Consider the following 13,779-nt stretch of genomic DNA (forward strand, 5'->3'; position numbering starts at 1 on the left):
TGGACGATTGCTCAGCGTAGCGGCGAAACGTGCTTTCTTGGAGGCATCTGAACGTTTGGATTAGGTCAATGTATTTAGAGCGATTCCAATCACAAAGGTAAATTTACAGCACAAAGCGCTTTAAGAAATGACGACATCATAAATTTGACAGCAGTTTTTTACCGTCTGCGGCAATGAAAAAAAACAAAATTCAGTTTTACCCTGAGAATTTTTGTTTGATTACATGTAAGGCTTTTATTTTATAGACAATTTATGCTTAAACTACCTATAATTTATGTAAATTGCTTAAAAAACAGATAAGGGTAATTGATTTATGAGTCCCGATGTAAATTTTCTGAACATTGCCGCTTCACCCCTTGCTCTCAATGTTCAACCATCGAACTTACTAATTCCTACCCAACAATCAAGTAATACACTTAGTATGGCATCCTACGCCATCCGTACTGACCAAACTATTACGATAAATGGTGGTGGAGACCTAGATGGCAACCCATTACTACCGTATGATGATGCCCTAATTTATGCAGCTAAAGGGTTTACTTTCAATAACGTCCCGATTCTTCCAGTTAACCGAACTACTACTGGTGATCCGATATTTGACCCATTAACAGGTAAACAAGTTCTCGTCGATAATGCTGTTACAGTAGCCAGTGGCTATACCGCGATCAATGCGAATAATAATCCGTACATAGGCTTACTACCCCCTAAAGTAGTCTCCCCAGAAACGATCACTATTCCCAGTTATAGCGATACTAAAACTCAGGAATTAAATGCTCGTACTCCGCTAGGTGCATCAACTATTACCTTCAATGCCAGTAACAATCCGATCAACAATGTTAACGACTGGAACAACAAATTTCCCCAGCCAGGAACTAGCACTAATCCAAAAGTAGTCAGAGTCACGGGTAGTGGACTCAACATACCTAACGGAGTTAATCTCAGCAACTACATCATTACTGTAGATAATGGTGATATTAACTTTAATGGGAACGGTAACATTCTCGATAACGTTGTACTCGTTACCAGCAATGGCAATATTAACTTAGGCAAAGTTCAATCTAATAATCTCTCCGTATTTGCTTCAGGTGCAATCAACATGAATGGTCAAGCCCGTTTTGGTGGGAAGACCTTGATTGCTAATAACAGTAACAATATTACTTTTGATGGAGCTACCAAAACCACAACTAATGCTGATGCAATCAAGGTTATTTCTCAGGGAAATATTACTTTTAATGGAGCCTTAGACACTAGAGGTGATTTCCTTAGTAAAGGCACTTTCATTGCGAATGGTACTGCTTTTATCTTTGGCAGCATCAATGCAAAGCAGAATATTATTTTTAATGGAGGGGCATATGTTACGGCAGTTAGTAGCAACTCTGCTCCGACAAATCTTTCACTCAGCAATAATACAACTCCAGAGAACGTAGTCGCAAATTCTCTAATCGGTAACTTTACAAGCACAGACCCTGATTCGGGTAACACGTTTACCTATAGTTTGGTTACAGGAACTGGTAGTACAGATAATGCTTCTTTCTCCATTGTCAACAACGAGTTACGCATCGTAAATTCTCCTGACTTTGAAGCCAAGAATAGCTACAGTATTCGGGTTAGAACGACAGATCAAGGGGGGCTATCCTTTGAGAAAGTATTTACTGTAAGTATCACTGATGTTAATGAAGCGCCGATCGCATTAGTTCTCAGCAATAATACAACTCTAGAGAATGTAGCGGTAAATTCTCTAATCGGTAACTTTACAAGCACAGATCCTGATTCGGGTAATACATTTACCTATAGTTTGGTTACAGGAACTGGTAGTACAGATAATGCTTCTTTTGCGATCATTAATAATGAGTTACGCATCGTAAACTCTCCTGACTTTGAAGCTAAGAATTCTTACAGCATCAGAGTTAAGACTACAGATCAAGGCGGTCTGACTTATGAGAAAGTTTTTACAGTCAATATTACCGACATCAATGAAGCGCCGATCGCATTAGTTCTCAGCAATAATACAACTCTAGAGAATGTAGCGGTAAATTCTCTAATCGGTAACTTTACAAGCACAGATCCTGATTCGGGTAATACATTTACCTATAGCTTGGTAACTGGAACTGGTAGTACAGATAATGCTTCTTTTGCGATCATTAATAATGAGTTACGCATCGTAAACTCTCCTGACTTTGAAGCTAAGAATTCTTACAGTATTCGTGTTAGGACTACAGATCAAGGCGGTCTATCCTACGAGAAAATATTCACAGTCAATCTCACTGATGTCAATGAAGCGCCGATCGCATTAGTTCTCAGCAATAACATTACTCCAGAAAATGTAGCAGCTAATTCTCTGATCGGCAATTTTGCAAGCACAGACCCTGATTCGGGTAATACTTTTACATACAGCTTAGCTACTGGAACTGGAAGTACAGATAATGCTGCATTCACAATTGTTAACAACGAACTCCGTATTCTAAGTTCCCCTGACTTTGAAGCGAAGAGTTCTTATAGCATCAGGGTTAGAACGACGGATCAAGGTGGTTTATCTTTCGAGAAGGTATTCACAGTAGGCATTACAGATTTCAATGAAATGAAACCTGTAGGGTTTATGCTTGATTCATTTTTTGACTCTGCACCGATTGGAGACTCTCAGACTACATTTGCAACGGTCAAGCTGGTCGGATTAGCCTTTGCAAATGCCACAGTTACTTTACAATCCACGGGAACTTCCGTTACGGCAGATGCCACGGGTAAATTTGCCTTTGATAATATCGCTCTCAGTTTGGGCGATAACTCCTTCACAGTAAATGCTATAGATGCCACTGGAAATAATGGTACATCGACCATACTTGTAAAGCGAGTTGCTCAAGATAATAGCGACGTGATTTTAGATTGGAATGCGACGCTCTTGAATGCGATCGCTATAGATAAGTCTGCCCCACCGACCGCTTCTCGCAACATGGCGATCGTGCAAACAGCCATATTTGATGCGATCAATAGCTTTACCAACACCTATAAAAACTATCATTTCGCGGGACTAGCACCAGCGGGTGCATCGATCGAAGCCGCCGCCGCATCAGCCGCCTATCGCACACTCGTCAACCTCTATCCCACCCAAACTGTTTACTTTGACTCTGCCCTTGCCACATCCCTAGCCCAAATTGCCGATGGTACTGCTGAGGAGGCTGGTGTCGCTTTTGGTCGCGCCGTCGCCGATGATATTCTTGCCTTCCGTAGCACTGATGGGTCATCTAACCCAGCTACTTACATCCCTGGTACAACTCTCGGTGATTGGAAACCCACCGCTCCATCTTTTGCTACAGCATTACTCCCCAACTGGGGACTGGTGACACCCTTTGGCTTAACTAGTGGTTCGCAGTTCCGCCCAGCAGGAGATCCAGCTTTAACCAGCGACCAATATACGACTGACTTTAATCAAGTCAAAGACTTAGGCAGTCTTAACAGCACCACCCGTACTGCTGACCAAACCGAAATTGCTAAATTCTGGGCTGATGGAGCGGGAACTTATACCCCTCCGGGACATTGGAATCAAATCGCCCAAAATATAGTGGCAAATCAGGGGAATTCTTTATTAGATAATGCCCGTCTGTTTGCTTTGCTAGATATAGGGCTAGCCGATGCGGGGATTGCGGCTTGGGATGCCAAATATACCTACAACTCATGGCGACCGATTACGGCGATTCAGCAAGCTGATACTGATGGCAATTCTAATACGCTTGCCGACCCCAATTGGAAGCCTTTAATTACAACACCTCCTTTCCCAGAGTATGTTTCAGGTCACAGTACTTTTAGTGGAACTGCTGAGACGATTTTGTCGGCGCTCTTAGGAAGCGATATCAGCTTTACGACTAATTCCCTTGGTACACCTGGCATCTATCGCACTTTCGACAATTTTACCAGTGCGGCGAATGAGGCAGGTATCAGTCGTATCTATGGTGGGATTCACTTTTACTTTTCCAATGTCGATGGATTGGCGACGGGTAGAAGTGTGGGGAATTACATTCTACAAAATGCATTGGCTCCTGTGATTACGCTAACAACTTTAAGTAATAATTCAACGATTGAGAATGTGCTTGCTGATTCTCTGATTGGTGCTTTTAACACGACATCAGAATCTAATCGTTTTACCTACAGTTTAGTAGCTGGGGTTGGCAGTACAGATAATGTTGCTTTTACTCTAATCGACAATCAGTTACATATCATTAGTTCGCCTGATTTTGAAACAAAGAGTACCTATAGCATCAGAGTGAGAACTACGGATCGGGATGGTTCGTATGCCGAGAAAATCTTCACGATTTCGATTCTTGATGTGAATGAAAATCTCAATCCCTTAGCGATCACGGCTCAACTTCAACAAGATACGGGTAGCAATAGCAATGATACAATCACGAGTAATCCTGCAATTACTGGTACGATAACGGCTGCGGGAACGATTGTCGAACTTAAGGCGGGATTTGGTACTACGGCTAGTTTTGATATTCTCAGCAATTATAGTAATGGCAGCTTTACCCTAGATGCTAATCGCCTGAATCAAATTGCGGGGAGTACGTTAACTGATGGGCTGAAGACGCTGAAGATTTCGGCAATGGATAACCTCGGTAATCTGAACTTCATAGATTTGGGCTTCACGCTCGATAGGAATGCGCCGCTATTTCCTAGGTTCGGTCTTGACCCCGCCTTTGATACATCTCCTGTAGGTGATTCTCAAACTACGGCGGCGAATGTGACGCTTACGGGGCAAACTGAAGCTAGGGCAGCAGTGACATTATTCGTTGCTGGACAGACGACAGGGACTTCGGCAACGGCAGATGCTTCGGGTGGATTTGCGTTTGCGAATGTGGCGCTAAATATAGGAGCTAATGCCTTTACTGTTGAGGCTAAAGATATTGCAGGAAATATCAGCACGTTTGCCAGTACTGTGAATCGCGTTGAGATTCCGCCTGAAGTTATTCAGTTGAGCGTGAAGCCTGGAGAACAGTTGAAAATTGATTCTAAGGTTGTTTTTGGCAAAACGGCTAATTTTTCCTTATTCAGCGATCGCGACCTTCCCGTTAGTATGTTGCAAGGGGATGGCACGCTGACTTTTAAACCCACACCAGATCAAGTAGGCACGTATCAATTTAATTTGATCGCTCGCGATGGTAGTACTGTTACCACTCAGGAATTCAATTTGAATGTCGTAGCTGACTCCAATACTACTACTCGTATTTCTGGTGTGATTAAGAGTACTGATGGGGTTGGCTTAGAAGGGGTTGTGGTTACAATCGGTAATTTCTCAGTCACGACAGGCTCAGATGGTTCATTTATCCTGACACTACCAGAAGCCCCTCCCGATGGAATTGCTTTAATCATTCAGCCCGGTCAAGAGGTCAATGGGGTAGTTTATCCTTCCATTGCCGAGAAGTTGCCTTTACTCTTGGGGCATGATGTTTATGGGAATGTGGCAAATATCATAGACCGTCCCATTTATCTGCCAGCTATTGATGTTGCTAATGCCCAAACTATCAACCCCAATATCAACCAAACAATTACCAGCGCTGCGATACCTGGTTCCTCTGTATTTGTTGCCGCCAACAGTCTATTTGATGAAGAAGGGTATCCCTATACCGAGCAGCTCAGCATTACCAAAGTGCCGACAGCATTAACCCCAGCCGCTTTGCCAAGCAACCTCTTCCCCGATTTGGTGGTAACGATTCAACCTGGGGAAATGAGGTTCTCAACGCCAGCCCCCCTAAGTTTGCCAAATCTAGCAGGATATCCACCAGGGACATTAATGGATTTATGGTCGATTAACCCTATCACAGGATTTTTTGACAACGTTGGTACGGGTCAAGTCAGTGCAAATGGTCAAGTCGTCAACACGATTGCTGGAGGAATTAGGAATAGTAGCTGGCACTTCTTTGCACCACCCGCTCCAATCGCTAACGATCCCAATGCCGATCCACGCAATCCAGACGATGGATGTAATGAATGCAAAGCTACAGCGCCAGCCACATCAGAAGTACAACTGCACTCAGGATCTGTAATCGAGACCCATGAATTAATCTCTTATCAATCGCAAGGAGTTAGTCGAGGATTAACACTCAAGTTTGATTCTGAACGAGCAGATGCTAGACCAATATTGCATTTTGGCTATAACAACGTCCAGTCAGACTCTAATGTAAGACTGATGGCAGAATTGTCGATTAGACGTGGGGATTTCAGCTTAGAAGTACCAGGTTTTGCAGGAGGAGAATATGGATTAAATGGAGGCGAAAACTTCTGGAAAATCCCTAATGGTGGCGGCAAGATTGATGCAGCATTGCAAGCAGATTTACGAGATTTAGCCTCTGGTCGCTATGATTATGACCTAACGACAGGATTAATGCGATTTACCAATAATCAATTAAATGGCACAACTTCGACCAGTCAAGGTAAATTTCTGCATGTAAATACTAGCAATAGTAACTTTGGAAGTGGATGGGGATTAGCAGGATTAGAAGAACTCGTGGTCAATCCCGATGGTTCAGTGCTAATTATTGATGGTGATGGTGGCGAATTATTATTTGAGAAGAAAGTCGATAATAGCTATGACTCACCCCCAGGTGACTACTCAGTATTAGAACAGCTGAGTGACGGCACATTCCGACGCACGATGAAAGATGAGACGGTTTATAGCTTTAATAGTGACAATTTGCTAACAAAAGTAAGCGATCGCTATGCTAACGAAACCAAATACATCTATCAAAATCGCAATTTGATCAAAATGGTTGACCCCGTGGGATTAGAAACCACCTTTACCTATAGTGGCGATCGGATTAGTGCCATTATCGATCCCGCAGGACGCATTACCAACTTAACTTATGACAGTAACGGTAACTTGACCAAAATTACCGACCCAGATGGTACAAGTCGGACATGGGAATATGATGCAAACCATCACATGATCGCGGAAGTAGATAAGCGGGGCGATCGCGAACAGACCTTTTATGATTTTGCAGGCAGAGCCAAGAGTGCAATTCGCAAAGATGGCTCTGTATTAACATTTGATCCAGTTCAAGTGCAGGGTTTGTATGAAGCAAATCGCACAATTGATCCAGTCAATGCACCAGTCGCTTTCCAATTAGGTCAAGTTGCATCAACCTATACCGATGCAAATGGGAACCAGACTGTTAAAGTTATCGATAAAGCAGGGCAGACAGTTTCGGCAACTGATGCAGTTGGGGTATTACCTTCAGTTCAACGCAATCAGGATAATCTGGTTACAAGACAAATAGATAGCCGTGGAAATATCACCAGCTATACCTATGACGCAATAGGGAATGTGATCGCCACCAGCACAAGCAATGGTTCAAGGCAATATAGTTACGACCCGATTTTCAATCAAGTCACCAGCGAAACTGATGAACTAGGCAGAAAGACACTCTACGACATCGATCCACTTACAGGGCATGTCCGCACCACCACTCGTGTAGTGGGCGCAGTCGGTGGAGATGACGACCTGATTACGAGCTATAGCTATACAGCCAAAGGATTACAAGATATCATCATCGACCCAATGGGCAAGATCGTTGATTATGACTATGACAGCCAAGGACGCACGATTAAGATCACTTTTGCGAAAGGAACAGCTGATGAAGCAACTCAACAATTTGAATACGATCTCGCAGGAAATCAAACTGCAACGATTGATGAATTAGGTAGGCGTACTGAGTATCGTTACGATCTGGCTAATCGTCTAATTGAAACCATCTATCCAGACGAAACGCCAGCTACATTAGCTGATAATCCTAGAACTAAGAGTGAATATGACGCATTTGGCAATCAAATTGCCACAATTGACGAACTAGGAAGACGCACTACATTTACCTATGATGCTCTTGATCGCCTAATCAAAACTACTGAACCTGACCCCGATGGTGCAGGCGTGTTACTGTCTCCAGAAACACGTTATGAGTACGATGTGATCGGTAATCAGACCGCGATGGTTGACCAACTTGGTCGCCGCACCCAATACCAGTATGACGCTCGTAATCGTCTTATTGCCACGATTCATGCTGATGGTAGCCGAGAAACTGGTAGTCCTAAAAAGGAAAGGATGAGGGAAAATATCTAGATGGTTGTTACAGATTAAAGCAATGTCAGAGTCAAGTCCATCATGTCCATCATGTCCATCCTGCCAGTCCGTATCAGTAGGTTAAAAACGGTAGTACTCGGCATGGACAAAACAAAATTATAAATGTCGGGACTGTGGTCGTCAATTTGTAGAAAATCCACAGTGGCAGAGAGTTTCAGAGCGTATCCAAGACACTTATGACCTTTTAGAGAGACTACTGACTAGAAAAAATCCCACTAGCTGGAATAGCTAGAGTCCTCAAGGTCTCAGAGAAATGGTTGCAGAGTTACGTCAATCATAAATATGAAAACGTTCCTCAGCAGGTGGAGGTAGAACCAAACCAAAACGACCGTTTGATCGTACAGATGGATGAATTATGGTCTTTTGTGGACGACAAAGGCAATAAACAGTGGGTATGGCTTGCCATTGATGCCGAGACTCGTGAAATTGTCGGTTGTTATATTGGCGATCGCTCTGGGGACTCAGCTCAAAAGTTATGGGAATCGTTGCCTAGTGTCTATCGACAATGTGCGATTATTTACACTGATTTCTACTCGTCTTATCCAGTTGTCCTTCCCAGCAAACGTCATAGGGCAGTCGGTAAAGAAACGGGAAAGACCAACTATATTGAGCGATTCAACTGTACGTTACGTCAACGAGTATCTAGACTAGTTAGAAAGACCTTATCCTTTTCTAAGAAGTTGGAAAATCACATTGGGGCCATTTGGAGTTTTATTCATCATTACAACACTTCTTTACCTGCTCGGTCATCCTTTCCTTTTTAGGACTACCATAATTTCAGGTGCAACTACTTTGGGTGGGAGCAGTCCGATGTAGGGATTATTATTCGCATTAATAGTGGTATATCCACTGGCTACAGTTACGGCATTATCGACAAGAACTTGTTTTCCTGTTAATGCATCATATATGGGATCTCCATTAGTATTTCGATTGACTGGAAGAATAGGGACGTTATTGAATGTAAATCCTTTTGCTGCGTAAATCAGGGCATCATCATTTGCTAGCAATGGATTACCATCTAAATCTCCCCCACCATTAATAGTTACAGTTTGGTCTGTACGAATAGCATAGGAAGCCATGCTCAAGGAGTTGTTTGATTGTAAAGTTGGGATTAATGAGTTTGATGTTTGAACGGGTAGGGCAAGAGGTGAAGCAGATACGTTCAGAAAATTGACATCAGGACTCATAATCGTTACTTTTCTGTCTCTAGAGTGGATATTCCAATAAGCGAATATATTATGATTAATATATGGTAAACTTGCAATAAGTAAAAATACTTATTTAATTTCTGCTTTTTCCCTTGATGTATAGCTACACCATCGAAGTAAGAGATTGAGAAAACAATTGGGAATGAGTTGACTAACACATACCACGCACTCTTGAAAATGTTCCATTCACTATCAAAGGATATAATTATATGAAACATTACGACTAAAGGGATTAACAAATAATTGTCCGACAAAGCAAGGATAGCAGACTAAAACACCAAAAAACTCGTCAAAAAGATTGATTTGGATGCATATTTCTTTACGAAAAACTTTACAAAACGTTATTTGAAACATGGAAAAACTAAAAATCACCCTCACTACAGCCGATTATCGCCAATGCGTAACCTTATGCCTAAAAGGGCATGGTCACGTGTCAACGATCAATCGCGCACAAGTATTACTAGCCCTGCATGACGGTGTGGATATCTCAGAAGTGATGCGAGTGCTGCGGGTTAAAAGAACCCGTCTCTGGCGATTGCGGAAGCAATATCTGCAAGGTGGATTAAATGATGCTTTAGCAGATCGGCGGCGGCGATCGTGATGTTTCAAATATAGCCTAAATCGCCTGTGGGTATGACGTGTGGTTATTGACGAGAAAAGAACTATCGATCAGAATGCTCTTCAAGAACAAATATCCAAGGGCAAGGCGATCGCCTTGTTGTTTGTGGCTTCTGCCTATCTATGCATCACATCTCAAATTTTTCCTAGCGAAACACTATGAAAAACAATCTAAGTAATCCTATGAGAATTACCCATAGTCCCCACCGCAGCAACTTCCTCAACCAAATTCAAAATCCCCAGTTAGCCGCTTTGACTGCCGCAATTGTGGGAATCATCATCACCTTTACTTGCTCTAAAGGGATGTATCTCACGGCGCTACTCGCCTTGATTGGGTTGCTGTTAGCCTTCCCGAAAGTATTGCTGATGCTCTATGGCAAATTCGAGCAACTGATTCGGCATTACAAGTACAGTCCCGTTTTATTACTGGGCATAGTGATCGGCTTTCTGATTGGTTTGCTTTTGCTCTTTACAGTAGAGCCAGCCCAAGCCCAGTTTTTCAATAAGACCCAGACATGGATGACAGGTGCAATTCCTGGTATCAATACAGGACTAGTTGCCCTAATCTTCAACGTATTGCGAGCCTTGTTTGTAATCTATCTAGGAATTGGACTTGTGAAGGTGATTCAATCCGCCAGAAACGATGATGACTGGCAGCAGATGGCAAGGACACCATTGATTCTGGTAGTGACGGTGACAATGGGCGACATTTTGGCAGGCATTATCACGGGTGCAGCCTAAAGTCATGACCGAAGAGTACAAATTCCGTAAGGTCAATGCCATTTTGGGTGCAAGTCCTAAGATTGGACCTTTTCCCACCGAGCTAATCATTCCTTGGGCGATTATCAGCTTTACCCTGTTCATGATTTGCTATGTAGTCCTGAATCTGCCTTGGTTGTGGGTATTGCTGATCGTGGCTTGGGGCGATGCAACATGGTGGATTTTGACAGGTTCAAAGCCCTATCGATTTTTATCAAAATTTGTCCCTGTACCGCGATGGACGCGAGGCGTTTATCAGTACAGGGGGATGAATAAGCAGGAGGTAAGAAAGTATGCAGAACGTTAAGCAGAAGAGATATAAACACTTTGAAAAAGAGCTAGCCGTAGAATGTTTGCTCAAGTTCGAGCTACGTGGTCGTGCTGTCAGTTGTTTTGTCCTCAAGCAAGGTCAATCATCTCTAGAATCATTGCAGTTTGTATTTGGTTGGGAGTCAAAGGGGATTCATACTACCCTCTCAACCGAGCAGGAGGAATCCCTATTTGAGGCAATTCAGTCAGGCTTGAAAGATATTCCTGACGGTGAAAAGCTGACAGTGCATTTTGGTTCGGTTAGCTCCGACAGCGATCGCCAACAGCAACTCCAAGAACTTTACGAACAAGCGGATACTCCGCAGCTCAAGTTTCTGGTGATGGGTGAAAAGCAAAGGGTGCAGGAGCTATCCAAATCAGGACTACGCAAACCAAAATTCCTGAGACTCTATGCCACCTATACCCTGCGTGGCTCCACGGCTGAAGGCAATGATGTTCTGGAAAAAGCACTGGCTTGGATACAGAAACTATCACAGCAACTGATGGGGCAGGAAAAGCAAATTGAGCAGGAGCGTCATGAGATTGCTTTTGCCAAAGCCTTTACCGATGGTTTCTTGAACTGGGAACAGATTCTGGTGAATCGCATGGGTTTAGACCTGCGCCCAATGACTGAGCATGAACTCTGGGAGTATCTCTGGCGGCAATTCAATAGCAGCAATCCTCCTGCGATTCCCCAACTGTTGGTGATGTCCGAGCGTGGTGTGGAGGAGCGCATCAATACCCAAGTGCATCTGAAAACAATGCTGCTAGAGCGTCCCGATTCGATTCCCTTTGCTGACAATGGGTTTGTGCATTTGAAGGGTGAATATATCGGTGTACTGACTTTCATGGATAAACCAGGCGGCTGGGTATCTAAGGGTAAGCAGATGCGCTACCTCTGGGAGGCGATCGCCCGCGACTCTGTGGCAAATACGGAAGTGTTCTGTCAGTTCACAAGAGCCAATGAAACGATTGTCAAAGCAAATATGCAGCGTGTTACCAAGCAGAGCATTGTCTCGCAAGAACAGTCTGCTTCATTGAATAACATCAATGTCAATGCATCGCTGAAGCAGCAAAAAGCGGTCAAGGCACAGGAAGCGCTTTACGAAGGCGCAATGCCAATTAACGTGGCGGTGGCGGTATTGATTCGCCGTCCTAACTTGATTACCCTAGATGATGCCTGTCGTTATTTTTGCAGTTGCTTCCAGCGTCCAGCATGGGTAGAACGGGAAACTGAATATGCATGGCTAATGTGGAAACAGACCTTGCCAGTGACAGTGGGTAATCTACTGGCTCAACCATTCCCCCGTCGTCATGTTTATCTATCAGATGAAGCAGTTGCTTTTACGGGCTGTGTGATGCCCAGATCGGTTGATGAAACTGGCTTTGAATTGATTACGGAAGAAGGCGGGATGCCTTTATATATCGATGTGCGAAAGCATCGGAATATCGGTATTTTCGCGACTACTCGTGCGGGTAAGTCGGTATTGGTATCGGCGGTTTTGTCTCAAGCACTGTGTCACGAACAGCAAATTGTGGCTCTCGATTTCCCAAAACCCGATGGCACGAGTACGTTTACGGACTATACCCATTTCATAGGCGAACTGGGAGCCTATTTTGATATCAGTAAAGAGTCATCGAATTTGCTGGAACTGCCAGATTTACGCACCTTCGATACTGAGCAAGCAGAAGAAAGGCTACGGGATTTCAAATCCTTTGTGGAATCGGCGCTGATGACGATGGTATTTGGTGCAAGTCAGCATGACCTGTCCTCATCGGAAAGACAACTGCGGCAGTTAATCAGGGCTTTGTTAGTGCCTGTGGTCAATGCCTTTTTTGACGATCCGCAAATTAAAGTCAGATACGATCAGGCGATCGCTGATGGATTCGGTACAGAGGCATGGAGTAATATGCCCACGCTGTCGGACTTTCTCGATTACTTTTTGACGGAGGGCAAAGCGGATATTACATCCGATGTTGCCGATAGCGAACAGATCGATCAGGCGACGAATCAAATTGTGATTCAGCTTCGATTTTGGCTTAACTCTAGAATTGGTCGCGCCATTTCTCGTCCATCAACTTTTCGCAGTGATGCCCGACTATTGGTGTTTGCCCTGCGAAACCTATCGGAAGCAGAGGATGCGGCGATTTTAGCTTTATCAGCATATTCCGCCGCCCTGAGACGCGCTTTATCATCCCCAGCCAGCATCCTATTCATCGATGAAGCACCGATTCTATTTGAATATCCGACCATATCCGAGATGGTAGCAAGGCTCTGTGCCAATGGCGCCAAGGCAGGAATCAAGGTAATTATCTCGGCACAAGATCCTGACACGATTGCTAGATCGCCCTCGGCTCCGAAGATTCTCCAAAACCTATCAACCCGATTGATTGGTCGCATCCAACCTTCGGCTGTGGATAGTTTTGTGAGCATCCTCAAATATCCCAGAGAGGTGATTGCCCAGAATGCGGAGGAGCGTTTCTTTCCCAAACGCGAGGCGATCTATTCGCAATGGCTGCTGGATGATGCGGGTATTTACACTTTCGTGCGCTTTTTCCCTAGCTATATCCAACTGGGCGTAGTGGCAAACAATCCCGATGAGCAAGAGGCGCGTACCGCTTACATGCTGGCGATGGCAGATCCCTACAAAGGGCTGGCTGCTTTTTCACGCGAGATGGCAAGCGCTTTGAGGGATGGGCGCAAGCTGAAATTACCCGAACTGGCTGCTTAATTTTTCACCTCTAGAAACTCCTGACACT

Annotated in this window: 7 protein-coding genes and 1 pseudogene; 7 read left to right on the plus strand and 1 reads right to left on the minus strand. The window is 44.0% G+C overall.

The genetic code is table 11. The features are described 5' to 3' along the window. Positions 1-313 precede the first annotated feature (313 nt). Positions 314-8,104, plus strand: coding sequence for an Ig-like domain-containing protein (locus PSE7429_RS26775; RefSeq protein ID WP_009624997.1), 7,791 nt, complete (start codon positions 314-316; stop codon positions 8,102-8,104). 22 nt (positions 8,105-8,126) lie between these two features. Further along, positions 8,127-8,889: pseudogene (locus tag PSE7429_RS00175) on the plus strand (IS1 family transposase). On the opposite strand, the gene PSE7429_RS00180 reads toward PSE7429_RS00175, so the two are convergent. Then, on the minus strand, positions 8,872-9,312 hold the full coding sequence (locus tag PSE7429_RS00180; RefSeq protein WP_009624999.1) for a hypothetical protein: 441 nt from the start codon (positions 9,310-9,312) through the stop codon (positions 8,872-8,874). The pseudogene PSE7429_RS00175 and the gene PSE7429_RS00180 overlap by 18 nt on opposite strands. 373 nt (positions 9,313-9,685) lie before the next feature. Here PSE7429_RS00180 and PSE7429_RS00185 point away from each other — a divergent pair, with 373 nt between their 5' ends. From PSE7429_RS00185 to PSE7429_RS00200, 5 genes are read left to right on the plus strand one after another with little or no spacing between them, the layout of a single operon-like run. After that, positions 9,686-9,934 carry a helix-turn-helix domain-containing protein gene (locus PSE7429_RS00185; protein ID WP_009625000.1) on the plus strand — a complete coding sequence of 83 codons (249 nt, stop codon included), beginning with the start codon at positions 9,686-9,688 and terminating at the stop codon, positions 9,932-9,934. Between the two features lie 39 nt (positions 9,935-9,973). Continuing rightward, positions 9,974-10,114, plus strand: coding sequence for a hypothetical protein (locus PSE7429_RS26130; RefSeq protein WP_158467597.1), 141 nt, complete (start codon positions 9,974-9,976; stop codon positions 10,112-10,114). Then, positions 10,111-10,692 carry a hypothetical protein gene (locus PSE7429_RS00190; protein ID WP_009625001.1) on the plus strand — a complete coding sequence of 194 codons (582 nt, stop codon included), beginning with the start codon at positions 10,111-10,113 and terminating at the stop codon, positions 10,690-10,692. Before PSE7429_RS26130 ends, PSE7429_RS00190 begins: the two co-directional genes overlap by 4 nt. Positions 10,693-10,696: 4 nt before the next feature. Beyond that, a complete protein-coding gene (locus PSE7429_RS00195) occupies positions 10,697-11,017 on the plus strand; it encodes a hypothetical protein (protein ID WP_009625002.1) in 321 nt (106 codons plus the stop codon). Then, positions 11,004-13,751 carry a hypothetical protein gene (locus tag PSE7429_RS00200; RefSeq protein WP_009625003.1) on the plus strand — a complete coding sequence of 916 codons (2,748 nt, stop codon included), beginning with the start codon at positions 11,004-11,006 and terminating at the stop codon, positions 13,749-13,751. The genes PSE7429_RS00195 and PSE7429_RS00200 overlap by 14 nt, the downstream gene beginning before the upstream one ends. Positions 13,752-13,779: the final 28 nt, after the last annotated feature.

The organism is Pseudanabaena biceps PCC 7429 (assembly GCF_000332215.1).
GTDB classification, from domain to species: domain Bacteria; phylum Cyanobacteriota; class Cyanobacteriia; order Pseudanabaenales; family Pseudanabaenaceae; genus Pseudanabaena; species Pseudanabaena biceps.

What these genes read in the sequence shown, in the direction of transcription:
- PSE7429_RS26775 (WP_009624997.1), top strand. Translation starts at nt 314, where the DNA reads ATGAGTCCCGATGTAAATTTTCTGAACATTGCCGCTTCACCCCTTGCT.
- PSE7429_RS00180 (WP_009624999.1), bottom strand. Translation starts at nt 9,312, where the DNA reads ATGAGTCCTGATGTCAATTTTCTGAACGTATCTGCTTCACCTCTTGCC.
- PSE7429_RS00185 (WP_009625000.1), top strand. Translation starts at nt 9,686, where the DNA reads ATGGAAAAACTAAAAATCACCCTCACTACAGCCGATTATCGCCAATGC.
- PSE7429_RS00190 (WP_009625001.1), top strand. Translation starts at nt 10,111, where the DNA reads ATGAAAAACAATCTAAGTAATCCTATGAGAATTACCCATAGTCCCCAC.
- PSE7429_RS00195 (WP_009625002.1), top strand. Translation starts at nt 10,697, where the DNA reads ATGACCGAAGAGTACAAATTCCGTAAGGTCAATGCCATTTTGGGTGCA.
- PSE7429_RS00200 (WP_009625003.1), top strand. Translation starts at nt 11,004, where the DNA reads ATGCAGAACGTTAAGCAGAAGAGATATAAACACTTTGAAAAAGAGCTA.